The organism is Pseudomonas sp. D1-36 (assembly GCF_051132205.1).
Classification (GTDB): Bacteria; Pseudomonadota; Gammaproteobacteria; order Pseudomonadales; family Pseudomonadaceae; genus Aquipseudomonas.
Genome location: NZ_CP071674.1, coordinates 4908540 through 4932028 on the forward strand (window position 1 = coordinate 4908540; position 23489 = coordinate 4932028).

A 23489-nucleotide genomic window follows, 5' to 3' on the forward strand; every position below is an offset into this window, starting at 1 on the left:
CGAAAACGCCGCATTCGGCGTCATCTGCGTCCAGCATGGCAATGAAGAGGATTGGGCCACCCCATTCAGTACAAAAGTAGCCATGCACGAACACTACCAGCCCCGTGAAATCGAAGCCGCCGCCCAGTCGTTCTGGGACGAGCAAAAGTCCTTTGAAGTCAGTGAACAGCCAGGCAAGGAGACGTACTACTGCCTGTCGATGTTCCCTTACCCCAGCGGCAAGCTACACATGGGGCACGTGCGCAACTACACCATCGGCGACGTGATCTCCCGCTATCAGCGCATGCAAGGCAAGAACGTCCTGCAACCCATGGGTTGGGACGCCTTCGGCATGCCGGCGGAAAACGCCGCGATGAAGAACAACGTCGCCCCCGCCAAGTGGACCTACGAAAACATCGCGTACATGAAGACCCAGCTGCGCAGCCTGGGCCTGGCGGTGGACTGGTCCCGCGAAGTCACCACCTGCAAGCCCGACTACTATCGCTGGGAACAATGGCTGTTCACCCGCCTGTTCGAGAAAGGCGTGATCTACCGCAAGAACGGCACCGTGAACTGGGACCCGGTGGACCAGACCGTACTGGCCAACGAGCAAGTGATCGACGGTCGCGGCTGGCGCTCCGGCGCGCTGATCGAAAAGCGCGAGATCCCGATGTACTACTTCAAGATCACCGCCTACGCGGATGAACTCCTGGAGAGCCTCGACGAGCTGACCGGCTGGCCCGAGCAGGTCAAGACCATGCAGCGCAACTGGATCGGCAAGTCCCGGGGCATGGAAGTGCAGTTCCCCTACGACGTCGCCTCCATTGGCGAAGCCGGCACCCTGAAGGTCTTCACCACCCGTCCGGACACCCTGATGGGCGCCACTTACGTGGCCGTGGCCGCCGAGCATCCGCTGGCGACTCTGGCAGCGCAGAACAACCCCGAGCTGCAGGCGTTCATCGCCGAATGCAAAGGCGGCAGCGTCGCCGAAGCCGACGTCGCCACCCAAGAGAAGAAAGGCCTGCCGACTTCGTTGTTCGTCGAGCACCCGCTCACCGGCGAGAAACTGCCGGTGTGGGTCGCCAACTACGTGCTGATGCACTACGGCGACGGCGCGGTCATGGCGGTGCCCGCCCACGACGAGCGTGATTTCGAGTTCGCCCACAAATACAACCTGCCGGTCAAGCCAGTCGTGCGCACCAGCGCCGGCGACCAGACACCAGCGCCTTGGCAGGACGCCTACGGCGAACACGGCGAGCTGATCAATTCCGGTGAGTTCGACGGCCTGGATTTCGCTGGCGCCTTCGATGCCATCGAAGTGGCCCTGATCAAGAAGAACCTCGGTGCCTCGCGCACCCAGTTCCGCCTGCGCGACTGGGGCATCAGCCGCCAGCGCTACTGGGGTTGCCCGATCCCGATCGTGCATTGCGACACCTGCGGTGACGTACCGGTGCCGGAAGATCAGCTGCCGGTGGTCCTGCCGGAAGACGTCGTACCCGACGGCGCCGGTTCGCCCCTGGCGCGCATGCCCGAGTTCTACGAGTGCAGCTGCCCGAAATGCGGCGCACCGGCCAAGCGTGAAACCGACACCATGGACACCTTCGTCGAGTCCTCGTGGTACTACGCCCGCTACGCCTCGCCGCACTTTGAAGGCGGCCTGGTGGAAAAATCCGCGGCTGACCACTGGTTGCCGGTGGATCAATACATCGGCGGCATCGAACACGCCATTCTTCACCTGCTCTACGCGCGCTTCTTCCACAAGCTGATGCGTGACGAAGGCCTGGTGAGTTCAAACGAGCCGTTCAAGAACCTGCTGACCCAGGGCATGGTGATCGCCGAGACGTACTATCGTCGCGAAGCCAACGGTGCCTACACGTGGTTCAACCCGAGCGACGTCGAGCTCGAACGCGACAGCAAGGCCAAGGTCATCAGCGCCAAGCTGATCGCCGACGGCCTGCCGGTGGAAATCGGCGGCACCGAGAAAATGGCCAAGTCGAAGAACAACGGCGTCGACCCTCAGTCGATGATCGACCAGTTCGGCGCGGACACCTGCCGCCTGTTCATGATGTTCGCCTCGCCACCGGACATGAGCGCCGAATGGTCCGACTCCGGCGTCGAGGGCTCGCACCGCTTCCTCAAGCGCGTCTGGCGCCTGGCCCAGGCCCACGTCACCCAGGGCCTGCCGGGCAAACTGGACGTCGCCAGCCTGAACGATGACCAGAAAGCCGTCCGTCGTTCGATTCACCTGGCGATCAAGCAGGCCAGCCACGACGTCGGCCAGAACCACAAATTCAACACCGCCATCGCCCAGGTGATGACGCTGATGAACGTACTGGAAAAAGCCGCCCAAGGCACCGAGCAGGATCGCGCACTGATTCACGAAGGCCTGGAAGCAGTGACGCTGCTGCTGGCGCCGATCACCCCGCACATCAGCCACGAGTTGTGGAATCGCCTGGGTCACGCTGACCCGGTGATCGACGCCCGCTGGCCGCTGGTGGACGAAAGTGCGCTCGTGCAGGACAGCCTGACCCTGGTCATCCAGGTCAACGGCAAACTGCGTGGCCAGATCGAAATGCCGGCCGCCGCCACGCGCGAAGAAGTCGAAGCCGCCGCGCGGGCCAACGAAAACGTGCTGCGCTTCGTCGATGGCCTGACAATCCGCAAAGTGATCGTCGTGCCCGGCAAACTGGTCAACATCGTCGCAAGCTAATTGGATCGGGCGTCCGGGCCAAGGGCCCGGCGCCGAATTTGACCTGCGGGGCCGCACGCTCGGCCCATGGGTTTCAAGGGGAGCAACAAGATGATCAAACGTAATCTGCTGGTTATGGGCCTGGCGGTCCTGTTGAGCGCCTGCGGCTTCCAGCTGCGCGGCACCGGCACCACCGAACTGGCCATCACCGAACTGGACCTCAGCGCGCGCGACGCCTATGGCGATACCGTAAAAGCGTTGCGCGACACGCTGGAAGACAGCGGCGTGAAAGTCTACAGCGGTGCGCCGTACAAGCTGGTATTGACCCGCGAACAGCAAAGCCAGCGCAGCCTGAGCTATGCCGGCGCCGGTCGCTCGGCCGAATACGAGCTCAACAACGTGCTGAACTATGAAATCCGCGGGCAAAACAACCTGGTGCTGCTGGACGACAAGCTGCAAGTACAGAAGGTCTACCTGCATGACGGCAACAACATCACCGGCTCCGACCAGGAGTCCAGCGAAGTACGCGAAGAAATGCGTCGCGACCTGGTACAACGGATGATGCTGCGCCTGCAACAACTGAGCCCGGCCCAGTTGGAGCAACTGCAACAGACCGCCGACGCCAAGGCCAAGGCCGAAGCCGAAGCGCTGGAAGCAGCACGCAAGGCGGAAGCGGAAACCCCGCAACAATCGCCTATGCAAATTCCTGCTCCATAAGCCTTGCGGGGCGCCTCGGCGCCCCGCTCGCCTTCTCTCCTGAACAGCGTTTATGAAACTGGCCCCCGCCCAACTCGGCAAACACCTGCAAGGCGCCCTCGCGCCGGTCTACATCATCAGCGGCGATGACCCGCTGCTGTGCCAGGAAGCCGCCGACGCCATCCGCTCCGCCGCTCGCCAACAAGGCTTCGACGAACGCCAGGTGTTCGCGGCCGACGCCGGTTTCGACTGGGGCACGCTGCTGCTGGCAGGGGCGAGCATGTCGCTGTTTGCCGAAAAACGCCTGCTGGAACTGCGCTTGCCCTCGGGCAAACCCGGTGACAAAGGCGCCGCCGCGCTGATCGAATATTGCTCGCGACCGGCCGAAGACACGGTGCTGCTCATCAGCCTGCCGAAACTCGACGGCAGCGCGCAGAAAACCAAATGGGGCAAGGCGCTGGTCGAAGGTCCACAGACCCAGTTCGTGCAGATCTGGCCGGTGGATGCCAGCCAGCTGCCGAGCTGGATCCGCCAGCGCCTGTCCCAGGCCGGTCTATCGGCCAGCCAGGACGCGGTTGAACTGATTGCCGCCCGGGTCGAAGGCAACCTGTTGGCCGCCGCCCAGGAAGTCGAAAAGCTCAAGCTGATGGCCGAGGGCGGCCAGATCACCGTGGAAACGGTGCAGGCCGCCGTGGCTGACAGCGCCCGCTTCGATGTCTTCGGGCTGACCGACGCAATCCTCAACGGCGAAGCCGCTCATGCCTTGCGCATGCTCGAAGGCCTGCGGGGCGAAGGCGTCGAACCTCCGGTGATCCTCTGGGCCCTGGCCCGGGAGCTGCGGCTGCTGGCCAACCTGTCGCTGCAATACAGCCAGGGGGTGCCCCTGGACAAGGCCTTCAGTCAGGCTCGCCCGCCAGTGTGGGACAAGCGCAAACCGCTGATGAGCAAGGCGCTGCAACGCTATTCCGCGTCACGCTGGGCCCAATTGCTGCTCGAGGCCCAGCGCATCGACGCGCAGATCAAGGGCCAGGCCGCCGGCTCGCCGTGGATGAGCCTCAGTCGGTTGTCGTTGTTGATGGCCGGACAACGACTCCCTTTACCCGCGGAATAAACCTCTTTTCCAAGCAACAGACTTTTTGTGTCAAGCATGATTTTGTGGCGAGGGAGCCACACCCCCCTCGCCATCTTGAAATTTCCTACGCAATGCAGGGACTGGACAAAACCCCAGTCCTGTCCCATGATTTCCCCCCGCAAAACCACCCCACGAGAGATCCAATCATGAGCAAAAAGCCATCAAGGCATGGCCCCAACAAAGCCAAGTCCATCGTCGCCCAACCCCTGTTCCGCAGCCGCCAGGAACGACCCGCCAAGGGCAAAGGCAGCTACCGCCGCGAAGCCTTCCAGTCTGACAACTGGGAGGCTTCTTGCTTTCTGGCGGCATGAAACACCTGGACAAGCCCTACAGCCCTTTCGCATGTTAAGGTCAGCACCTGATTTGATTTTCTGGACCCCTGAATGCCCTTCTGTCTTCCCCGTGGTTGGCCTTTGCGCCAATTGATTGCCGCCACAAGCGTTGTCCTGCTGGTGGCCTGTGCAGAGAAACCCACCGCCGCCGACGCCCAACCGCTCCAGACCGCTCCCGTCGTGACAGCGCCGGCTATCGTGCCGCCTGTCGTGCCTACCGGGGACGACCTGGCCATCGTGCCCACCCAGACCTTTGCCGAATGGCAAGCCGGGTTCCGCAAGCAGGCATTGGCCGCCGGGATTCGAGCCGACCTGTTCGACCGCGCCTTCATCGGGGTCAGTCCGGACATGAGCGTGATCAAGGCCGATCGCAGCCAACCTGAATTCACCCGGCCGGTGTGGGAATACCTCGACGGAGCGTTGTCGCCTCTGCGGGTACGCAAGGGCCAGGCGTTGGTCCAGCAGCACGCCGATATCCTGCAAAGCATCGAGCAACGCTATGGCGTCGATCGCGCGGCGTTGGTGGCGGTGTGGGGCATGGAGAGCAATTTCGGCCAGTTTCAGGGCACCAAGTCGGTCATCAACTCCTTGGCGACCTTGGCCTATGAAGGACGACGCCCAGGTTTTGCCCACGCACAACTGATCGCCGCGCTGCAGATCCTGCAACAGGGCGATATCACGCCAGAAAAAATGCTCGGCTCCTGGGCCGGCGCCATGGGCCAGACCCAGTTCATTCCAACCACCTACAACACCCATGCGGTGGACTTCGACGGCGACGGCCGCCGGGACATCTGGGGCAGCTCTACCGACGCCCTGGCCTCGACCGCGCATTACTTGCAAAGCTCCGGATGGCAGCGCGGCCAGCCGTGGGGGTTCGAGGTGCGGCTGAAGGAAGGCTTCGACTATCCGCTGGCCGACGGCTTGATCCGCAAGCCCGTCGCCGAGTGGCTGCAACTGGGTGTAAGCCTGCCCAACGGCGCCCAGCCGCCGGCCGGCTCCGAACATTTGTCGGCAGCCCTGCTGTTGCCCGCAGGCTATCGCGGCCCGGCGTTCCTGGTGCTCGATAACTTCCGTGCAATTCTCAAATACAACAACTCGTCGTCCTATGCATTGGCGGTCAGCCTGCTGTCGGAGCGTTTCAGCGGCGCAGGGCTGATTGACGGCTCATGGCCAAAGGACGACTTGCCCCTGAGCCGCAGCGAACGCATCGAATTGCAGACCCTGCTGGGCAAACATAATTACGACGCTGGCAACCCCGACGGCATCATCGGCGCCAATACCCGCAAGGCGATCCGCAGCGCCCAGCAGTCGCTTGGCTGGCCGGCGGATGGGTATCCGACGCACAAATTGCTGGAGGCGTTGCGTAGCCGTTGAAGCCGCTTATGGCGGAGTATCGCCATCGCGAGCAGGCTCGCTCCCACAGGTCCTCGAACAGCCTGTGAGAGCGAGCCTGCTCGCGATGACTGATTTGCAAACGCTGATAACTAGCGGCTGACCACCACATCCTGCCCCAACACCAGCCTCTTCTCCACCGCATCCAGCGTCACCAACGCCCCCATGGGCAACGTCAGGTTCGGATCACAGTGCCCGCTGCGCCAACCCGACAACACCGGGATGCGCAACGGCGCGAAGGTCTGCTTGAACAAGCGATTCAACGCCTCGACGTCCACACCCGCCACGTCTCCCAACAGCACTCCACGCAATTTGGCCAGGGTTCCCGCCAATCGCAGCTGGGTGAGCAGGCGATCGATGCGGTAAAGCGGCTCGTTGACGTCCTCCACCAGCAGGATCACCCCTTCTGCGTCGATTTCGTAGGGCGTGCCCATGGTGGCGGCAATCATCGACAGATTGCCCCCCAGCAAGCGGCCGTGGGCGATGCCCGGCTCGACTGTGGTCAACGGATACGCTGCCGGATGGCTCAACACGTCACCGGCCTTCAATTGCCCGCGTAGCAGGCTGAAGAATGAGGTAATGGTCGATGGCTCCTTGTCGCCCAGCAGGTCGGCATTGAGCAAGGGGCCGTGGAAGGTGACGAAGCCTGCGTAGCGGCTGATGGCCAGGTGCAGGGCTGTGATGTCGCTGTAGCCTACGAATGGCTTGGGGTTGCTTTTCAAGAGGTTGAAGTCGATGCGATCGAGTAGACGCGGGGTGCCGTAGCCGCCGCGCAGGCAGATGATGGCTTTGACTTCTGGATTGGCGAAGGCGGCGTGGAGGTCGTTGAGGCGTGTTTCGTCGCTGCCGGCGAGGTAGCCGTTCGTTTCGTAGACGCCTGGGAAGATGCGCAGTTCATGGCCCCTTGCGCGCATCCATTGGATTGCTTTCTCCGTATCCAGGGGGGCGGGGCCGGCGGGGGCGATCACGCCGATCAGGCCTTCGGGCGGGAGGGCTGGGACGGGGTGATGTGGGGTTAGGGTCATGAGTTTCCCGTTTTTTGCTGGTGTGTATATCCGTTTTTTGCGTGATGGCGGCTGGCGGTTCCGCTCTTACAGCGGGTCACTTTTTTCAGACGCCAAAAAAATAACCCGCCGTAAGGGCGGAACCATAAGCCGCCATCACACAATAACGGATCTACACACCACCCAAAGGTAAAAGATCAGGACCCCAGAAGCTCAGCCTTGACCAATTTGGCCTGCTCATCAGCATGATACGAAGAACGCACCAAAGGCCCCGAGGCCACATTCTTGAAGCCCATCTTGTACCCCTCCTCAGCAAACCAGGCAAAGGTATCCGGGTGCACAAAACGCTGCACCGGCAAGTGGCTGCGCGAAGGTTGCAGGTACTGCCCCAAGGTCAACATGTCGATGTCATGCTCACGCATGCGCTTCATGACTTCGATGACTTCCTCATCGGTCTCACCCAGGCCCAGCATCAAGCCGGACTTGGTCGGAATATGCGGCATCATTTGCTTGAAGCGTTGCAGCAGGGTCAACGACCACTGGTAATCCGAACCCGGACGCGCGGCCTTGTACAGGCGCGGCACGGTTTCCAGGTTGTGGTTGAACACATCCGGCGGCTCGGCGGCGGTGATTTCCAGGGCGATGTCCATGCGGCCGCGGTAGTCCGGCACCAGGGTTTCCAGTTGGACATTCGGCGACAGCTTGCGGATTTCGCGGATGCAGTCGGCAAAGTGCTGGGCACCGCCGTCACGCAGGTCGTCGCGGTCCACCGAGGTGATGACCACGTACTTGAGCTTCAGGTCAGCGATGGCGATGGCCAGGCTTTCCGGCTCGTTGGTGTCCAATGGCTTCGGACGGCCGTGGCCGACGTCACAGAACGGGCAGCGACGGGTGCAGATGTCGCCCATGATCATGAACGTCGCGGTGCCGCCGGAGAAGCATTCGCCCAGGTTCGGGCAGGAGGCTTCTTCGCAGACGCTGTGCAGCTTGTGCTTGCGCAGCAGCGCCTTGATGCGGTCGACTTCCGGAGAGACCGGGATGCGCACGCGGATCCAGTCGGGCTTCTTCGGCAATTCGGTGGTCGGGATGATCTTGACCGGGATGCGTGCAACCTTCTCGGCGCCGCGCAGCTTGACGCCGGCCTCTACCTTGGCACGCGGGGCCGGACGCTCGGTGACGTCCAGCGTCGGGATCATGGTTTGCACTGCATCAGTAGTCATATCAGTCGATTCCGCCCGTGAGGGTCGTCTGCTCAGCATAGTCGAGGTGTTTGACGAGCTGCGCGCGCAGCCGGGCACTTACCTCGGCAAATTCAATCGATCCTGTGTGATCGCGCAGCTGGGTCATCGCCAGCCCTGCGTAGCCACAGGGATTAATCCGTCGAAACGGCTCAAGATTCATGTCCACGTTCAACGCCAGGCCGTGAAACGAACAGCCATGGCGGATCCGCAGCCCAAGAGAGGCGATCTTCGCCCCGTCGACGTACACGCCCGGCGCATCGGGCTTTGCCGCCGCGCTTACGCCGTAGCTGGCGAGCAAATCGATCAGGCACGTTTCCATGCGGGTGACCAGCTCGCGTACACCGAATCCCAGCTTGCGCACATCCAGCAACAGATAGGCGACCAGTTGGCCGGGCCCATGGTAAGTCACCTGCCCGCCCCGGTCGACCTTCACCACCGGGATGTCGCCTGGCAACAACAAGTGCTCGGCCTTGCCCGCCTGGCCCTGGGTGAACACCGGTGGGTGCTCGACCAGCCAGACTTCATCGTCGGCGGTGGTACCGCGTTCGTTCGTGAAGCGTTGCATGGCATGCCAGACCGGCTCGTAAGCCATCGTGCCTAGCTCGCGAAAGCCCAGCGTGCCCGGCATCACAACACCATGTGCACGAAACCGGTCGCTCGCAGCTCGCTGTTGATGTCGTAGAGCTGTTCCTGGCCGGTGGCAATGATATGCAGCTGGATTGTCGTGTACTTGCCGTTGGTACTCTGGCGCTCGGCCAGGGTCTTGAGGTCAACGGTGGCGTGCTTCTCAAGGATCGCGACGATCTTGTCCTTGAAGCCCACACCGGTGTCGCCGATTACTTTGATCGGGTAGTCCTCGCAAGGAAACTCGATCTTTGGCGCCTTTACTTCGGAGTCTGTCATGGCGTAACGGCCTCGCAAGCCGTGGTAACGAACATGGCCCCGTGCCGGAAAGGAACGGGGCCATGCAGGTCAACACTTGAAATCAGTTGAACAAGCCGTAGAAGAATAGACGGATGCTATCCCACATGCGGCGGAAAATACCACCTTCCTCGACCGCATCCAGCGCGATCAGGTCGGCGCTGTGCACCACTTTGTCGTCCAGTTTGACTTCGACCTTGCCGATGACGTCACCCTTGGCGATCGGCGCGGTCAGTTGCGGGTTCATGGTCATGCTGGCGGCGAGCTTCTTGAGCTGGCCTTTAGGCAAGGTCATGGTCAGGTCCTGGGCCAGCCCGGCCTTGACCTGGTTGGTGGCGCCTTTCCAGACCTGGGCCTGGGCCAGTTCGGTGCCCTTCTGGTAGAAGGTCTGGGTTTCGAAGAAGCGGAAACCGTAGGTCAGCAGCTTCTGGGTCTCAGCGGCGCGGGCCACTTCGCTGTTGGTACCGAACACCACGGCGATCAGGCGCATGCCGTCACGAACGGCCGACGACACCATGCAGTAACCCGCTTCCTCGGTGTGGCCGGTCTTCAGACCGTCGACAGTCTTGTCGCGCCACAGCAGCAGGTTGCGGTTGGGCTGCTTGATGCCATTCCAGAAGAACTCTTTCTGGGAATAGATGGCGTAGTGCGCCGGGTCTTCATGAATGATGGCCCGCGCCAGGATCGCCATGTCGTGAGCCGACGAATAATGCTCCGGGTTCGGCAGACCGGTCGGGTTCATGAAGTGACTGTTGGTCATGCCCAGGTCGGCAACGGTCTTGTTCATCATGTCGGCGAATGCGTCTTCACTGCCGGCGATGTGCTCGGCCAGGGCGACGCTGGCGTCGTTGCCGGACTGGATGATGATCCCGTGCAGCAGGTCGCTGACGGTCACTTGCGAACCGACCTTGATGAACATCCGCGAACCGCCGGTGCGCCAGGCGTTCTCGCTGACGGTCACCGGATCGTTTTCACCGATCTGGCCACGACGGATTTCCAGCGTGGCGATGTAGGCCGTCATCAGCTTGGTCAGGCTGGCCGGTGGCAGACGCTGGTCACCGTTGTTTTCCACCAGCACCTCGCCGCTGCTGGCATCCATGAGCACAAAGGATTTGGCGGCCAATTGAGGCGGCGCCGGCATCATCTCGACCGCGAACGCGGCCGGTGAGAGAAGCAGCGGGACTAGCAGGCAAAGGCGTTTGGCAAAGGTGGTGATGTTCATCCGTCTCTCGAAATCGCTAATGGAAACTGCCCGGAGGCAATACTAAACAGGCAGCTTTCTAACGGGCCGCCGCGCACTTAAGTTGCTCACTCACAACCCTTGCCGGGCTTTTGTTATTCATCGAGCCAACAACCTGACCCGCCCAAACCACAAGCGGGCCTCAATCAATTATTCAGCGGTGACCAGGCTCGGCGAACCGAGATTGGCCAGGCGCACGCTGTTCTGTACCTGCTGGACCTCACCCGGAGAACCGATCGGCCCCAGGCGCACCCGATGCAGTGTCTGCTGGTTGCGCACGATCGAGCTGATGAACACCGGCGCGCTGACCATCGAGCTCAGCTTCGATCTCAACAGCTCTGCAGCGTCCGGGTTGGCGAACGCGCCCACTTGAAGATACTGGCCAGACGCTGTTGCAGAAGCGTTTTTTTTTGCGTCGATCTGCACGGGCACCACGGCCGCCGCATGCTGCTGCGGCGGTGGGGTCCATTGCTCGACCGTGCCGGTGGAAGCCGTCACGGTTGGCGCGGCATTCTGCGCTACTTTTGGCTCGTTGAGCATCAAAGGCGCCGGACGGCCGCGCTGGGCCCACCATTCCTGCGGATCGATGCCCTCGACTTTTACCCGCGCGGTGCCAGTTTCAGCGTAACCGAGCTTTTTCGCCGCCGCATACGACAAGTCGATGATGCGATCGGAATAGAACGGCCCACGATCGTTGACACGCAGGATCACCGTCTTGTTGTTGTCCAGGTTGGTCACCCGCACATAACTGGGCAGTGGCAAGGTCTTGTGGGCCGCGCTCATGCCATAGAGATCGTAGACCTCGCCATTGGCGGTGTTCTGGCCGTGGAACTTGGTGCCGTACCAGGACGCCGTGCCCGAGGCGACGTAGCGCTTGGATTCAGCCATCGGGAAATAGGTCTTGCCCAGCACCGTATACGGGTTGGCCTTGTAGGGGCCGGTGTGCAGGGTCGGCGTCGCGTCGGGAATGCGCGAGACATCCACGTCCCACCACGGCGCGCCGTCCTTGTGGGCCCGGTTGATGTCCAGGCCTGGGGTGGCGCGCACGACGTTGGGGCTTTTCTGGGTGGGTGCGCGGCTGGTCGAACAACTGACAACCAGTAACGACAGCGCCGCCAATGCCACCAGCTTGAGGGGCCTGGCTTTCAGGGGTTGATAGGTAGGCAATGCCTGCATTATTTGACGCCCCGTGCTTTGACCAGCTCTTCAGACAGTTGATATACAGCCATGGCGTACATCACGCTGCGGTTATAACGCGTAATCGCGTAGAAATTCTTCAGGCCCATCCAATATTCAGGGCCCTGCTCGCCTTCCAGGCGCATCGCGGTGACCGACATATCGTCACGCAGCGCATCATGACTCGACCAGCCCAGCGCTCGCAACTCCCCGACGGTTTTCGTCGGCTCGATCCCTTCGGTCAAGCCCTCGTCAACCTGCTCGCCGCGCACGTCGGCACGGCTGACCACCGGCTCGCCGGCTTCCCAGCCGTGGCGCTTGAAATAACTGGCAACGCTACCGATCGCATCGGTCGGGTTGGTCCAGATATTGATGTGGCCATCACCGTCGAAATCCACCGCGTAGGCGCGGAAACTGCTGGGCATGAATTGCGGCAGGCCCATGGCTCCGGCGTAGGAACCCTTGAGAGTCAGCGGATCGACCTGCTCTTCGCGGGCCAACAGCAGAAACTCGCGCAGCTCCTTGCGGAAGAACTCGGCGCGCGGCGGATAATCGAAGCCCAGGGTCGACAATGCGTCGATGACCCGGAAATTGCCGGTGTTGCGGCCAAAGAAAGTTTCAACGCCAATGATCGACACGATGACCTGGGCCGGCACGCCATATTCCTGCTCGGCGCGAGCCAGGGCCGCCTCGTGCTGACGCCAGAAGTCCACGCCCCGGGCGATACGCGCCTCGGTGATGAACATCGGCCGGTACTCGCTCCACTGCTTGACGCGCTCGGCGGGCCGGGAGATCGCATCGAGGATCGACTGCTTGCGCTCGGCCTCGCGGAACACCCCCATCAGCTGCTCGCCGGCAAACCCGTAGTCGCGGGTCATCTCACCGACGAACTCGGCCACTTGCGGCGAGCCTTCGTATTCGCCCGCCAAGGCATGCGGCGCACAGCCCAGTAAGCCGACCAGGCCGACCCACGGCGCATATCGCGTCGACCAGCCACGCATTGCTTGCATTGAACTCTTCACCTTATTCAAACCTGCGCGATCCATTTGCGATGCGTATGAATCGACATCAAAACCCCAAACGCTGACAGTAGCGTCACCAGCGAAGTTCCTCCGTAGCTAATGAATGGCAACGGCACCCCCACGACCGGCAACAGGCCACTGACCATACCGATGTTGACGAAAACATAAACAAAAAAAGTCATGGTCAGGCTGCCAGCAAGCAATTTGCCGAACAGGGTCTGGGCCTGGGCGGTGATCACCAGGCCTCGCCCGATCAGCAGCAGATAGATCAGCAGCAGCACGCAGATGCCTACCAGGCCGAACTCCTCGCCCATCACGGCAATGATGAAGTCGGTATGGCTTTCCGGCAAAAAGTCCAGGTGCGACTGGGTGCCCATCAGCCAACCCTTGCCGAACACCCCACCGGAACCGATGGCGGCCTTGGACTGGATGATGTTCCAGCCGGTGCCCAGCGGATCGCTTTCCGGGTCGAGGAATGTCAGGACGCGTTGCTTCTGGTAGTCGTGCATCACGAAATACCACATGGCCACCGACACCGGCACGGCGGCGGCGATCACGCTGAGGATCCAGCGCCAGCGCAACCCGCCCATGAACAGCACGAACGCGCCGCCGGCCAGGATCAGCAGCGAAGTGCCCAGGTCCGGCTGGCGCACGATCAGGATGAACGGGATACCGATCAGCAACAGGCTGATACATACATGCTTGAGTTGCGGCGGCAACGAGCGTTTGGCCAGGTACCAGGCAATGGTCGCCGGCATGATGATCTTGAGAAATTCCGAGGGCTGGAAACGGATCACCCCGGGGATGTTGATCCAGCGGGTGGCGCCCATGGCGTTATGACCCATGATGTCCACCACCACCAGCAACCCCACGCCGACCACATAGGCCAGTGGCACCCAGCGCGCCATGAAGCGTGGTTCGAGTTGGGCGATGACGATCATCGACACCAGGCCGATGCCGAACGAGGTGGCCTGCTTGGCCAGCAGGTCCCAATTCTTGCCGCTGGCTGAATAAAGTACGAACAGGCTGCCGGCCGCCAGTGTCAGCAGCAGGATCAGCAGCGGACCGTCGATGTGCATGCGCTGCAGCAACGTGGCGCGACGGCGCATCACATCTTCGCTGGAGAGGATGCGGTCGAAATTATTCTTCACGGGCCGTAGCCTCCGCGCTGATCGGGCTTGCGAATTCGGGCTTGAGCTGGCCGTGCTCATCCAGCAGCCAGGCGTCCATGACCTGGCGCACCACCGGCGCGGCGACACCAGAACCGGACTCACCGTTCTCGACCATTACCGAGACGACGATCTTCGGGTTATCGGCCGGCGCGAAACCGACGAACAAGGCGTGGTCGCGGTGGCGCTCCTGGACCTTGGAGCGGTCGTACTTCTCACCCTGCTTGATGGCCACGACCTGGGCGGTCCCGCTCTTGCCGGCGATCCGGTATTGCGCACCGATGGAAGCCTTGCGCGCCGTGCCCCGGGCACCGTGCATTACCTGTTGCATGCCAATGTTGACCTTCTGCCAGTCCGATGGATTGCGCAGGATGATGTCCGGCACCGGGTCCGGATCCACGGGCTTCTGGCCCTCGATGGTCTTGGCCAGGTGCGGGCGATACCACTTGCCCTTGCTCGCCACCAGAGCCGTGGCCTGGGCCAGTTGCAACGGCGTGGCCTGCATGTAGCCCTGGCCGATCCCCAGGATCAAGGTTTCGCCCGGGAACCAGGCCTGTCGGCGGGTCGCGCGCTTCCACTCCCGAGACGGCATCAGGCCCGGCGATTCTTCGAACATGTCCAGGGAGACTTTCTGGCCGAGACCGAACTTGTTCATGTAGGACGACAACCGATCGATCCCCAGCTTGTGGGCCAGGTCATAGAAGTAGGTATCGTTGGAGCGCATGATCGCCGTTTCCAGGTCCACGTAGCCGTCACCGGTGCGGTTCCAGTTGCGGTACTTGTGGTCGTAGTTCGGCAGTTGGTAATAACCGGGGTCATAGACCCGGCTCGATGCAGTGACCACGCCGGCATCCAGCCCGGCGATCGCCACGGCCGGCTTGATGGTCGACCCCGGCGGATACAGGCCGCGCAGCACGCGGTTGAACAGCGGCCGGTCGATGGAATCGCGCAGCTCGGCGTAGGCCTTGAAGCTGATGCCGGTGACGAACAGGTTCGGGTCGAAGCTTGGCTGGCTGACCATCGCCAGGACTTCGCCGGTGCTGGGGTCCAACGCGACCACGGCGCCACGCCGTCCGCCCAGCGCCGCTTCGGCGGCTTCCTGCAACTTGATGTCCAGGCTCAGGACGATGTCCTTGCCAGGAATCGGGTCGGTGCGCTTGAGCACCCGCAACACCCGGCCTCGGGCGTTGGTCTCGACTTCCTCGTATCCCACCTGGCCGTGCAGCTCGGCCTCGTAGAAACGCTCGATACCGGTCTTGCCGATATGGTGGGTGCCGCTGTAGTTGACCGGATCGAGGGTCTTGAGCTCTTTCTCGTTGATCCGTCCCATGTAGCCGACCGAGTGGGCAAAGTGCGGCCCTTGCGGATAATGCCGCACCAACTGCGCCACCACCTCGACGCCGGGCAGGCGGAACTGGTTCACCGCGATCAGCGCGATCTGCTCTTCGGTCAGCTCGAACATGATCGGCACCGGCTCGAAGGGGCGCCGGCCCTGGCGCATGCGCTTCTCGAAAATCGCCCGGTCCTCAGGTGTCAACTGCAGCACCTCGACGATCACGTCGAGGACTTTTTGCCAGTCGCCAGAGCGCTCGCGGGTCATGCTCAGGCTGAAGCTAGGCCGGTTATCGGCCACCACCACGCCATTGCGGTCGAAAATCAGCCCTCGGGTCGGCGGAATCGGCTGTACGTGGACGCGGTTGCTCTCCGAGAGGGTCGAGTGATACTCGTACTGGATGACCTGGAGGAAATACAGCCGCGCGATCAGCACGCCGATCAGCGTGACCACGGCGATAGCCCCGAACACGACGCGGCCCCGCACCAGACGGGCGTCTTTTTCGTGGTCCTTGATGCGGATCGGCTGAGGCATGAGGGCAGGATTACTTGTGATAAGGGTGCCCGGACAAGACTGTCCAGGCACGGTACAACTGTTCACCGATCAGGATCCGCACCAGTGGGTGCGGCAACGTCAGGGGCGACAACGACCAGCGCTGATCCGCCCGCGCACAGACTTCAGGCGCCAGCCCTTCCGGGCCACCGACCATGAAATTGACCGTGCGCGAATCCAATCGCCAGCGATCGAGCTCCACCGCCAGTTGCTCGGTGCTCCAGGGCTTGCCGTGGACTTCGAGCGTGACGATCCGCTCGTTCGGCCCGACCTTGGCCAGCATGGCTTCGCCTTCCTGGCGGATGAAACGCGCCACGTCAGCGTTCTTGCCACGGGTATTGAGCGGAATTTCCACCAGTTCCAGGGCCAGCTCGGACGGAAGACGCTTGGCATATTCATGCCAGCCTTCTTCCACCCACTTGGGCATGCGAGAACCGACGGCGATCAGGCGCAGTCGCACAGCGATCCCTTATTGCTGGTCTTTGTTGAGCTTGGTGAAGTGCTCATGGGAGTTTTCCGGGCTGTGGTGCGCGGCACTGGCCGAACGGCTCTGCTCGGCGCCTGCCCACAGGCGTTCCAGGTCGTAGAACTGGCGCGCCGACGCGGTCATCATGTGAACGATGACATCGTCCATGTCCAGCAGCACCCAGTCGCTTTCGCCCTTGCCTTCTTCGCCCAACGGCTTGGCGCCTTGCTTTTTGACTTCTTCGCGAACTTTTTCCAGCATCGCATTGATCTGGCGATTGGAGGTACCGGTGGCGATGATCATGTAGTCGGTGATGCTCTGCTTCTCGCGAACGTCGATCACCTGGATGTCCTGGGCCTTGACGTCTTCCAGGGCCGCCACGGCCACCTTGACCAGCTCTTCGCCGGTCAGCGCCACGCCGGCGTGTGCTTCTACCGGCAGCGGGGCGCTCTTGAAGGTGCCCTTGCGCTTAACTTTGTTCAGGTCTTTGTCAGTCATAGAAAACTCGTTTTGCTCATGTGTTCGGGTGCTCGGTACACGTGGATTCGTGTCGGCGGAGCACGCCTTGTTCAGTTCGACGCACGGTACAGCCCGTGCGCATCGATGTAGGCCAGGACCGCGTCGGGCACCAGGAAACGTACCGACTTACCGCTGGCCAGCAGTTGACGGATCTGGGTGGCGGATACCGCGAGCGGCGTCTGCCAGACGAATGCAATCTGTCCGCTCGGCCCCTTGAGGGCCAGCGGGTCGCTCACCGAGCGCGCCGCCAGCAGGTTGCGCAAGGCATCCGGCGGTTCGCTGTCGGCATCCGGGCGTTGCAGCACCAGGATGTGGCAATGCTGGAGCAACTCTTCCCAGCGATGCCAAGTGGGCAGGCCGCAAAAAGCGTCCCAGCCCAGAAGTAGAAAAACCTGGGCATCGGCGGCCAGTTCGGCACGCATCAGCTCCAGGGTATCAATGGTGTAGGACGGTTTGTCCCGCTGCAATTCGCGGGCATCCACCACCAACGGCGCCACGCCGGCCACCGCGCACTCGACCATCGCCAGGCGATCCCGGGCCGACACCTGCGGCGCGTCCCGATGAGGCGGCCGGGCGCTGGGCGTCAGGCGCAACTCATCGAGGGCCAGCGCGTCGGCGACTTCCAGCGCACCGCGCAGATGGCCGATGTGCACCGGGTCGAATGTGCCACCCAGGATACCAATGCGCTTTGGCGCGATCGCCGTCACAACGGGCATCGTCATAGAGGCCAGTGGGTCGAGGTCGCCCAAGTCAGGCCGGCTCCTGTCCGCGCAACTGGCCGTCACCGACCACGATGTACTTCTCGCAGGTCAGGCCTTCGAGGCCCACCGGACCGCGGGCGTGCAGCTTATCAGTAGAAATGCCGATCTCGGCACCCAATCCGTATTCAAAGCCATCGGCGAAGCAGGTCGGGGTGTTGATCATCACCGAAGCAGAGTCCACTTGCGCCACGAAACTCCGGGTTTCGCCCTGGTGTTCGGTGACGATGGCGTCGGTGTGATGGGAGCCATGACGGTTGATATGCTCGATCGCCTGGTCGAGCCCATCGACCACGCGGATCGACAGGATCGGCGCCAGGTATTCGGTATCCCAGTCTTCTTCCGTGGCCGCAACGGCCTCGATAATTGCCCGCGTGCGCTCGCAACCACGCAGCTCGACGCCTTTTTCGCGGAACTGGGCAGCCATCGACGGCAGGAAATCCTTGGCTACGGCCTGGTCCACCAGCAGGGTTTCCATCGCACCGCAGATGCCATAACGATAAGTCTTGGCGTTGAAGGCAATGCGCTGGGCCTTCGGCAATTCGGCGTGGGCGCTGACGTAGATATGGCAGATGCCGTCCAGGTGCTTGATCACCGGCACGCGGGCGTCGCGACTGACGCGCTCGATCAGGCCCTTGCCGCCGCGGGGCACGATGACGTCCACAAACTCGGGCATGGTGATCAGCGCCCCGACCGCGGCGCGATCGGTGGTTTCCACCACTTGCACGACGGCGGCCGGCAGGTTGGCTTCGGCCAGGCCACGCTGGATGCAGGCGGCAATGGCGCGGTTGGAATGGATCGCCTCGGAACCGCCACGCAGGATGGTCGCGTTACCGGACTTCAGGCACAGGCTCGCGGCGTCGATGGTCACGTTCGGCCGCGACTCGTAGATGATCCCGACCACGCCCAGGGGCACGCGCATCTTGCCGACCTGGATACCCGATGGCCGATAGCTCATGTCGCGGATCGCCCCGACCGGGTCCGGCAGTGCCGCGACCTGGCGCAGACCGACGATCATGCCGTCGATGCGCGCCGGTGTCAGCGCCAGGCGTTCGAGCATGGCCGGTTCCAGACCATTGGCCCGGCCAGCGGCCAGGTCCAGCTCATTGGCGGCGGACAACTCGGCGCGAGACGCGTCCAGCGCGTTGGCGGCGGCCTGCAAGGCGCGGTTTTTCTGCGCGGTGCTGGCACGGCCGATGACGCGCGACGCTTCGCGGGCGGCGCGACCCAGGCGGGTCATGTAGTCAAGAACGGACTCAGTCATGGTCTGTGTGGTCTTGGCAAAGAGGAAAGCGGCAGATTATAGCTGTCGTAACCCTCGACTAACAGCATGGACTCACAGCGGTGACCGGCGGAGGCGCAAAACAGCCATCGAACGTGAATGTTTCCGTGAATGTTCAGCGGTAATTAAGCTTTCCATTGTTATCATCGCGCTACTTTTGGCCTTACTTCGTCCATCGACATGACCGATTCGCCTTCCGTACCCATCGCTTTGCCACACGCTTTTTTTGATCGCGACGCCCAGGTGCTCGCCCGGGACCTGCTGGGCAAGGTCATTCGCCACAAGGTCGGCAGCCTGTGGCTCAGTGCGCGGATCATCGAGACCGAAGCCTATTACTTCGCCGAGAAAGGCAGCCACGCCTCCCTGGGCTATACGGAAAAGCGCAGGGCGTTGTTTCTCGATGGCGGCCACATCTATATGTATTACGCCCGGGGCGGCGATTCACTGAATTTCAGTGCGCAAGGCCCGGGTAATGCGGTGTTGATCAAGTCTGCGTATCCCTGGGTGGATGCCATCAGCGGCCCGGACAGCCTGGCGCGGATGCTCCTCAACAATCCCGACGCCCAAGGCCGACCACGCGCGCCACAAAAGCTGTGTGCCGGCCAGACCTTGCTGTGCAAGGCCCTGGGCCTGAAAGTGCCGGACTGGGACGCCAAACGCTTCGACCCTGAACGGCTGCTGGTGGAAGATGTGGGCGTGCCGACGGTGAATGTGATCCAGACCACTCGCCTGGGCATTCCACTGGGACGAGACGAACACCTGCCCTACCGCTTCGTCGATGCCGCCTACGCGCAATGGTGTACCCGCAACCCGCTGCGGCGCGGACAGGTCGAGGGCCGGGATTATGTTTTGCTGTCCTGAACACAACGCCGTGCATGCCCATCAATATTCAATGGAGTTGTCTTTATGGGCCAATGGCTCGATAGCATTACCGGCTGGCTGACCGTCAACCCACAATGGCTGGCGGTGGCGGTGTTTGTCGTCGCTTGCGTTGAATGCCTGGCCATTGCCGGGTTGATTGTGCCGGGCACGGTGTTGTTGTTCGCCATCGCGGTGCTGGCCGGCAGTGGGGCGTTGTCCCTGGGCGAAACCTTGCTGCTGGGCCTTCTCGGCGGATTGCTGGGGGATCTGGTTTCGTACTTTCTCGGACGGCATTTCCACCAGAACATCCGGCGCCTGCCGGGGCTGCGACAACATCCGGAATGGATGAGCGCAGCGGAAAGCTATTTCCAGCGCTACGGTATCGCCAGCCTGCTGGTGGGGCGTTTCATCGGCCCGCTGAGGCCGATGCTGCCGATGGTGGCCGGGATGTGCGACATGCCGTTCCCACGCTTCGCGGTCGTCAGCGTGGTGGCGGCGGCAGGCTGGACCGTTGCCTACCTGCTTCCCGGCTGGGCCACCGGAGCGGCGTTCCGCCTGCCACTGCCCGAAGGCTTCTGGCCACAAGCCGGCGTCGTCATCGGCAGCATCGCGGTGATGCTCGGCCTGAGCGTCAACAGCAGCCTGCGTCGTCACCGTCATGCCTCGGCAATCATCGCGGGTGTTGGCCTGGCCATCCTGATCGGCCTGTTCACTGGTTTTCGCTACCTGACGGCTTTCGACCAGGGCCTGATTGCCCTGGTCCAGGAACATCGCAGCGCAACGCTGGATGAAATCGCCGTGACCTTCACGCTGATCGGCGAATTCCGCTACATGCTGATCTTCAGCGCCCTGGTTACCGGACTGTTGTTATTGGGACGCCAATGGCGCCAGGCAATCTTTGCCGGGGGCACGATGCTGCTCACGGCCCTGGCCAACACCGGCTCCAAACTGTTTTTCGCCCGCGTGCGCCCTGAGATCCTGAGCGAACCGTTGACCAGCTACAGCATGCCCAGCGGCCATGCTTCTGGCGCATTCGCGCTGTTCCTGACCCTCGCCGTGCTGGCCGGCCGGGGACAGCCGCCGCGCCTGCGCTTGACGTGGCTGCTGCTAGGCGCATTGCCGGCCCTGGCCATCGCCCTGTCGCGGGTGTACCTCGGGGCGCATTGGCCGAGCGACATCGTTGCCGGCGCCATGCTCGCCGCCACCGTCTGCGCCGCCGTCCTGTGGCTGACCCAGCGCCAGGAACCGCTGCGCGCCATGTCGCCAAGAGTCTGGTGGCTGGTCCTGCCGGCGCTGTTGGCGGCCTTCAGCTTCTTCGCCCTGCGGCACCTGCCGCATGCGATGTTGCGGTATGCCTATTGATGTCAGGCAAACAGTTCGCCCTGTAATTCATCCAACAGCGCTTGGATCGCATCCAGCCGCTGTTGCGGGTCGTCAAGTTGCAGGAGGTCGATCTTGTCCAGTTCATTGAACGGCAGCAGATAGGCCAGCTGATTGGCGAGGGACTGTTGGCCCTTGGCTTCGGTGCCCATGTTCAGCGCCTCGACCATCGGGTGTTCGGCGAGGGCCTTGAGCAGCGCCACCAGGTCGGCATCTTCATCTTGCAACGGTTGTTCCGGCTCGTCCTCCAGCCACTCGACCTGCGCCACGGTGAGCTGATCCGCCTGGACGCTGGTGCTGTGCACCAGGAAACGCCGTGCGCCTTGCACGCGGATCCCCAGCAGACCGTTTTCCTGCTGGGAAAAATCGGTGATCAGCGCTTCACACCCGACCCGCGCGTAGCCATCGGGAGCAATGCCGACTTCCTCGCCATCGAGGATGCACACCACGCCAAAACCTTCGCCTTTTTTCATGCAGCGCCCGATCATGTCGAGGTAACGCGCCTCGAAGATTTGCAGATCAAGAGTGCAACCGGGGAACAACACAGTGTTCAACGGGAACAGCGGCAAGCTCATAACCCATTCCTTAAACAGTCATCGACACCACCAGCGGCAGCAGCACCGCCGTGGCCACGCCCATCAAACTCATCGCCAGGGCCGCGAAGGCGCCGGTCTCCTCGCTTTCCTGCAACGCCACCGAGGTGCCCACCGCGTGGGCGGTCAGGCCCAGGGCCATGCCCCGCGCTTCAGGGCTGTGGACACCCAATCGGGTCAAAATACTCGGCCCCAGGATCGCCCCCAGCACACCGGTGATCAGCACGAACACCGCCGCCATGGCCGCCACGCCGCCAATCTGCTCGGCCACCAGCATGGCGATCGGCGACGTCACCGACTTGGGCGCCATCGTCATGAGGATCATGTGCTCGGCGCCAAACGCCCAGCCCAGCACCACCGCGGAACCGGTGGCGAACACCCCGCCTACCACCAGCGTAGTAAAAATCGGCCAGAACAATTGGCGGATTCGCCGCAGGTTCAAGTACAACGGCACCGCCAAGGCCACGGTTGCCGGCCCCAGCAGAATGCTCAGGATCTCGGTGCTCTTGCGGTACTCGGCGTAACTGATGCCGCAGCCCACCAGCACGGCGATCAACACCAGCATCGACATCAATACCGGCTGAAGAAACACCCAGCGAGTCTTCTCGAACGCCGCCAGCACCAATTGATAGGCGCCCAGGGTAATGCCGATGCCGAACAGCGGGTGATGGATGACCGAGGTCCAGGCGCCTTGCCAATCGAACATCATGGGGCGTCCTCCGGCTCGACACTGTGGCGCCGGGCCAGGCGCTGCATTATCACGCCCGTCAACGCCACCGAAAGGACCAACGACAACATCAGCGCACCGACAATCGCCCAGAAATCGGCGGCGATCGCCCGGGCATAGACCATCACCCCAACCGCCGGCGGCACCAGCAGCAACGGCAGGTAGCGCAACAGGCTGCTGGCGGCCAGGTTCAACGGCTCGCTGACTTCGCCGCGAGTGATCAGGTAGCCCAGCATCAGCAGCAGGCCAACGATCGGCCCCGGCAGGATCGGCAGGAACAAATGGTTGATGGCAGTGCCCAGCAATTGGAACAGCACCAGCCAGGTCAGGCCCCGTAGCAACATCCGCTCTTTCCCCCGCAACACGTGTTCAAAGAATGCGCCGGCATTATAAGCACGCCCACGCTATGGTTCGGCATTCGTAAAAAGCATGGTCGATGACCTTCCCGGTCGGCCATGTTGATCTACAGTGGTTCTCGGGGGCGCAGACCCCCGTTCCATAAAAGCAGGACAGATGAACCAAGGAGAGTCTCAATGCCCTACGTTCCCGTTACAGCGCTCAAGGATTATGTCGGCAAGGAACTGGGATGTTCCGACTGGCTGACCATCGACCAGGACCGCATCAACCTGTTCGCCGAAGCCACCGGCGACTTCCAGTTCATCCATGTCGACCCGGTCAAGGCCGCGCAGACCCCGTTCGGCAGCACCATCGCCCACGGTTTCCTGTCGCTGTCGCTGATGCCCAAATTGATGGAAGACATCCTGATCCTGCCCGAGGGTGTGAAGATGGTCGTCAACTACGGGCTCGACAGCGTGCGCTTCATCCAGCCGGTGAAGGTCGACTCCAAGGTCCGGCTCAAGGTCGATCTGGTGGACGTGACCGAGAAAAAACCTGGCCAATGGCTGCTCAAGGCCACCGCCACGCTGGAAATCGAAGGTTCGGAAAAACCGGCCTACATCGCCGAGCCACTGTCGCTCTGCTTCGTGTAGACCCTCGCGGTCGCGAAACCGCTCATGCAGTTTCGC

At 62.4% G+C, this 23489-nt stretch carries 24 protein-coding genes; 8 read left to right on the plus strand and 16 right to left on the minus strand.

The genetic code is table 11. The features are described 5' to 3' along the window. The first annotated feature begins 82 nt into the window (after window positions 1–82). From leuS to J3P76_RS22040, 5 genes are all read left to right on the plus strand, one after another. Entirely contained in the window at window positions 83–2689 is a 2607-nt protein-coding gene (leuS, locus tag J3P76_RS22020) for a leucine--tRNA ligase (protein ID WP_434701242.1), read from the plus strand. Window positions 2690–2779: 90 nt separating this feature from the next. After that, the gene (gene lptE, locus J3P76_RS22025; protein ID WP_420767326.1) at window positions 2780–3385 is read left to right on the plus strand and encodes an LPS assembly lipoprotein LptE; all 606 of its coding nucleotides are present in this window, start codon (window positions 2780–2782) and stop codon (window positions 3383–3385) included. Window positions 3386–3437: 52 nt separating this feature from the next. Then, on the plus strand, window positions 3438–4475 hold the full coding sequence (gene holA / locus J3P76_RS22030; protein WP_434701244.1) for a DNA polymerase III subunit delta: 1038 nt from the start codon (window positions 3438–3440) through the stop codon (window positions 4473–4475). Between the two features lie 167 nt (window positions 4476–4642). Then, window positions 4643–4807: an alternative ribosome rescue factor ArfA gene (gene arfA, locus J3P76_RS22035; protein WP_030140368.1), complete on the plus strand. Its 165-nt coding sequence runs from the start codon at window positions 4643–4645 to the stop codon at window positions 4805–4807. 72 nt (window positions 4808–4879) lie between these two features. Continuing rightward, window positions 4880–6202, plus strand: a complete 1323-nt coding sequence (locus tag J3P76_RS22040; protein ID WP_434562136.1) for a lytic murein transglycosylase — start codon at window positions 4880–4882, stop codon at window positions 6200–6202. Window positions 6203–6312: 110 nt separating this feature from the next. Here J3P76_RS22040 and J3P76_RS22045 read toward each other — a convergent pair whose 3' ends face one another. The 13 genes from J3P76_RS22045 to J3P76_RS22105 form a co-directional block, all read right to left on the minus strand. Continuing rightward, window positions 6313–7245 carry a S66 peptidase family protein gene (locus J3P76_RS22045; protein ID WP_434701245.1) on the minus strand — a complete coding sequence of 311 codons (933 nt, stop codon included), beginning with the start codon at window positions 7243–7245 and terminating at the stop codon, window positions 6313–6315. A gap of 176 nt (window positions 7246–7421) precedes the next feature. Then, window positions 7422–8444, minus strand: coding sequence for a lipoyl synthase (gene lipA, locus J3P76_RS22050; protein WP_014340371.1), 1023 nt, complete (start codon window positions 8442–8444; stop codon window positions 7422–7424). Window position 8445: 1 nt separating this feature from the next. Next, entirely contained in the window at window positions 8446–9093 is a 648-nt protein-coding gene (gene lipB, locus J3P76_RS22055) for a lipoyl(octanoyl) transferase LipB (protein WP_434562132.1), read from the minus strand. Continuing rightward, window positions 9093–9368 (minus strand): DUF493 domain-containing protein, encoded by a 276-nt coding sequence (locus tag J3P76_RS22060; protein WP_420767331.1) that lies wholly within the window; start codon window positions 9366–9368, stop codon window positions 9093–9095. The genes lipB and J3P76_RS22060 overlap by 1 nt, the downstream gene beginning before the upstream one ends. A gap of 82 nt (window positions 9369–9450) precedes the next feature. After that, window positions 9451–10608, minus strand: coding sequence for a D-alanyl-D-alanine carboxypeptidase family protein (locus J3P76_RS22065; protein ID WP_420767332.1), 1158 nt, complete (start codon window positions 10606–10608; stop codon window positions 9451–9453). Window positions 10609–10776: 168 nt separating this feature from the next. Continuing rightward, on the minus strand, window positions 10777–11802 hold the full coding sequence (locus tag J3P76_RS22070) for a septal ring lytic transglycosylase RlpA family protein (protein WP_434562130.1): 1026 nt from the start codon (window positions 11800–11802) through the stop codon (window positions 10777–10779). Further along, window positions 11802–12812: a lytic murein transglycosylase B gene (mltB, locus tag J3P76_RS22075; RefSeq protein ID WP_420767334.1), complete on the minus strand. Its 1011-nt coding sequence runs from the start codon at window positions 12810–12812 to the stop codon at window positions 11802–11804. Before mltB ends, J3P76_RS22070 begins: the two co-directional genes overlap by 1 nt. 17 nt (window positions 12813–12829) lie before the next feature. Next, a complete protein-coding gene (gene rodA / locus J3P76_RS22080) occupies window positions 12830–13933 on the minus strand; it encodes a rod shape-determining protein RodA (protein ID WP_045157031.1) in 1104 nt (367 codons plus the stop codon). A gap of 31 nt (window positions 13934–13964) precedes the next feature. Then, window positions 13965–15860: a penicillin-binding protein 2 gene (mrdA, locus tag J3P76_RS22085; RefSeq protein WP_420767335.1), complete on the minus strand. Its 1896-nt coding sequence runs from the start codon at window positions 15858–15860 to the stop codon at window positions 13965–13967. Window positions 15861–15870: 10 nt separating this feature from the next. Continuing rightward, the gene (gene rlmH, locus J3P76_RS22090; protein ID WP_003185785.1) at window positions 15871–16338 is read right to left on the minus strand and encodes a 23S rRNA (pseudouridine(1915)-N(3))-methyltransferase RlmH; all 468 of its coding nucleotides are present in this window, start codon (window positions 16336–16338) and stop codon (window positions 15871–15873) included. Between the two features lie 9 nt (window positions 16339–16347). Further along, entirely contained in the window at window positions 16348–16842 is a 495-nt protein-coding gene (gene rsfS / locus J3P76_RS22095) for a ribosome silencing factor (protein ID WP_420767336.1), read from the minus strand. Between the two features lie 71 nt (window positions 16843–16913). Then, on the minus strand, window positions 16914–17585 hold the full coding sequence (gene nadD / locus J3P76_RS22100) for a nicotinate-nucleotide adenylyltransferase (RefSeq protein ID WP_434701246.1): 672 nt from the start codon (window positions 17583–17585) through the stop codon (window positions 16914–16916). A gap of 28 nt (window positions 17586–17613) precedes the next feature. Then, entirely contained in the window at window positions 17614–18885 is a 1272-nt protein-coding gene (locus tag J3P76_RS22105; RefSeq protein ID WP_434609384.1) for a glutamate-5-semialdehyde dehydrogenase, read from the minus strand. A 198-nt stretch (window positions 18886–19083) separates the two neighbouring features. Between J3P76_RS22105 and J3P76_RS22110 the strand changes: the two genes are divergently transcribed. After that, a complete protein-coding gene (locus tag J3P76_RS22110; RefSeq protein ID WP_434562126.1) occupies window positions 19084–19764 on the plus strand; it encodes a DNA-3-methyladenine glycosylase in 681 nt (226 codons plus the stop codon). A 45-nt stretch (window positions 19765–19809) separates the two neighbouring features. Further along, the gene (locus J3P76_RS22115; RefSeq protein WP_434609381.1) at window positions 19810–21126 is read left to right on the plus strand and encodes a bifunctional DedA family/phosphatase PAP2 family protein; all 1317 of its coding nucleotides are present in this window, start codon (window positions 19810–19812) and stop codon (window positions 21124–21126) included. Between the two features lie 2 nt (window positions 21127–21128). Here J3P76_RS22115 and J3P76_RS22120 read toward each other — a convergent pair whose 3' ends face one another. From J3P76_RS22120 to J3P76_RS22130, 3 genes are read right to left on the minus strand one after another with little or no spacing between them, the layout of a single operon-like run. Further along, window positions 21129–21719, minus strand: a complete 591-nt coding sequence (locus tag J3P76_RS22120) for an LON peptidase substrate-binding domain-containing protein (protein WP_420767340.1) — start codon at window positions 21717–21719, stop codon at window positions 21129–21131. A gap of 10 nt (window positions 21720–21729) precedes the next feature. Beyond that, a complete protein-coding gene (locus J3P76_RS22125) occupies window positions 21730–22446 on the minus strand; it encodes an LrgB family protein (RefSeq protein ID WP_420767341.1) in 717 nt (238 codons plus the stop codon). Continuing rightward, window positions 22443–22808, minus strand: a complete 366-nt coding sequence (locus tag J3P76_RS22130) for a CidA/LrgA family protein (protein WP_434701247.1) — start codon at window positions 22806–22808, stop codon at window positions 22443–22445. The genes J3P76_RS22125 and J3P76_RS22130 overlap by 4 nt, the downstream gene beginning before the upstream one ends. A 189-nt stretch (window positions 22809–22997) precedes the next feature. Here J3P76_RS22130 and J3P76_RS22135 point away from each other — a divergent pair, with 189 nt between their 5' ends. Beyond that, the gene (locus J3P76_RS22135; protein ID WP_039594307.1) at window positions 22998–23453 is read left to right on the plus strand and encodes a MaoC family dehydratase; all 456 of its coding nucleotides are present in this window, start codon (window positions 22998–23000) and stop codon (window positions 23451–23453) included. Window positions 23454–23489: the final 36 nt, after the last annotated feature.

Bases quoted from the DNA above. Each gene is read 5' to 3' on its own strand.
- leuS (WP_434701242.1), top strand. From the start codon at position 83: ATGCACGAACACTACCAGCCCCGTGAAATCGAAGCCGCCGCCCAGTCG.
- lptE (WP_420767326.1), top strand. From the start codon at position 2,780: ATGATCAAACGTAATCTGCTGGTTATGGGCCTGGCGGTCCTGTTGAGC.
- holA (WP_434701244.1), top strand. From the start codon at position 3,438: ATGAAACTGGCCCCCGCCCAACTCGGCAAACACCTGCAAGGCGCCCTC.
- arfA (WP_030140368.1), top strand. From the start codon at position 4,643: ATGAGCAAAAAGCCATCAAGGCATGGCCCCAACAAAGCCAAGTCCATC.
- J3P76_RS22040 (WP_434562136.1), top strand. From the start codon at position 4,880: ATGCCCTTCTGTCTTCCCCGTGGTTGGCCTTTGCGCCAATTGATTGCC.
- J3P76_RS22045 (WP_434701245.1), bottom strand. From the start codon at position 7,245: ATGACCCTAACCCCACATCACCCCGTCCCAGCCCTCCCGCCCGAAGGC.
- lipA (WP_014340371.1), bottom strand. From the start codon at position 8,444: ATGACTACTGATGCAGTGCAAACCATGATCCCGACGCTGGACGTCACC.
- lipB (WP_434562132.1), bottom strand. From the start codon at position 9,093: ATGCCGGGCACGCTGGGCTTTCGCGAGCTAGGCACGATGGCTTACGAG.
- J3P76_RS22060 (WP_420767331.1), bottom strand. From the start codon at position 9,368: ATGACAGACTCCGAAGTAAAGGCGCCAAAGATCGAGTTTCCTTGCGAG.
- J3P76_RS22065 (WP_420767332.1), bottom strand. From the start codon at position 10,608: ATGAACATCACCACCTTTGCCAAACGCCTTTGCCTGCTAGTCCCGCTG.
- J3P76_RS22070 (WP_434562130.1), bottom strand. From the start codon at position 11,802: ATGCAGGCATTGCCTACCTATCAACCCCTGAAAGCCAGGCCCCTCAAG.
- mltB (WP_420767334.1), bottom strand. From the start codon at position 12,812: ATGCAAGCAATGCGTGGCTGGTCGACGCGATATGCGCCGTGGGTCGGC.
- rodA (WP_045157031.1), bottom strand. From the start codon at position 13,933: ATGCGCCGTCGCGCCACGTTGCTGCAGCGCATGCACATCGACGGTCCG.
- mrdA (WP_420767335.1), bottom strand. From the start codon at position 15,860: ATGCCTCAGCCGATCCGCATCAAGGACCACGAAAAAGACGCCCGTCTG.
- rsfS (WP_420767336.1), bottom strand. From the start codon at position 16,842: ATGACTGACAAAGACCTGAACAAAGTTAAGCGCAAGGGCACCTTCAAG.
- nadD (WP_434701246.1), bottom strand. From the start codon at position 17,585: ATGACGATGCCCGTTGTGACGGCGATCGCGCCAAAGCGCATTGGTATC.
- J3P76_RS22105 (WP_434609384.1), bottom strand. From the start codon at position 18,885: ATGACTGAGTCCGTTCTTGACTACATGACCCGCCTGGGTCGCGCCGCC.
- J3P76_RS22110 (WP_434562126.1), top strand. From the start codon at position 19,084: ATGACCGATTCGCCTTCCGTACCCATCGCTTTGCCACACGCTTTTTTT.
- J3P76_RS22115 (WP_434609381.1), top strand. From the start codon at position 19,810: ATGGGCCAATGGCTCGATAGCATTACCGGCTGGCTGACCGTCAACCCA.
- J3P76_RS22120 (WP_420767340.1), bottom strand. From the start codon at position 21,719: ATGAGCTTGCCGCTGTTCCCGTTGAACACTGTGTTGTTCCCCGGTTGC.
- J3P76_RS22125 (WP_420767341.1), bottom strand. From the start codon at position 22,446: ATGATGTTCGATTGGCAAGGCGCCTGGACCTCGGTCATCCATCACCCG.
- J3P76_RS22130 (WP_434701247.1), bottom strand. From the start codon at position 22,808: ATGTTGCTACGGGGCCTGACCTGGCTGGTGCTGTTCCAATTGCTGGGC.
- J3P76_RS22135 (WP_039594307.1), top strand. From the start codon at position 22,998: ATGCCCTACGTTCCCGTTACAGCGCTCAAGGATTATGTCGGCAAGGAA.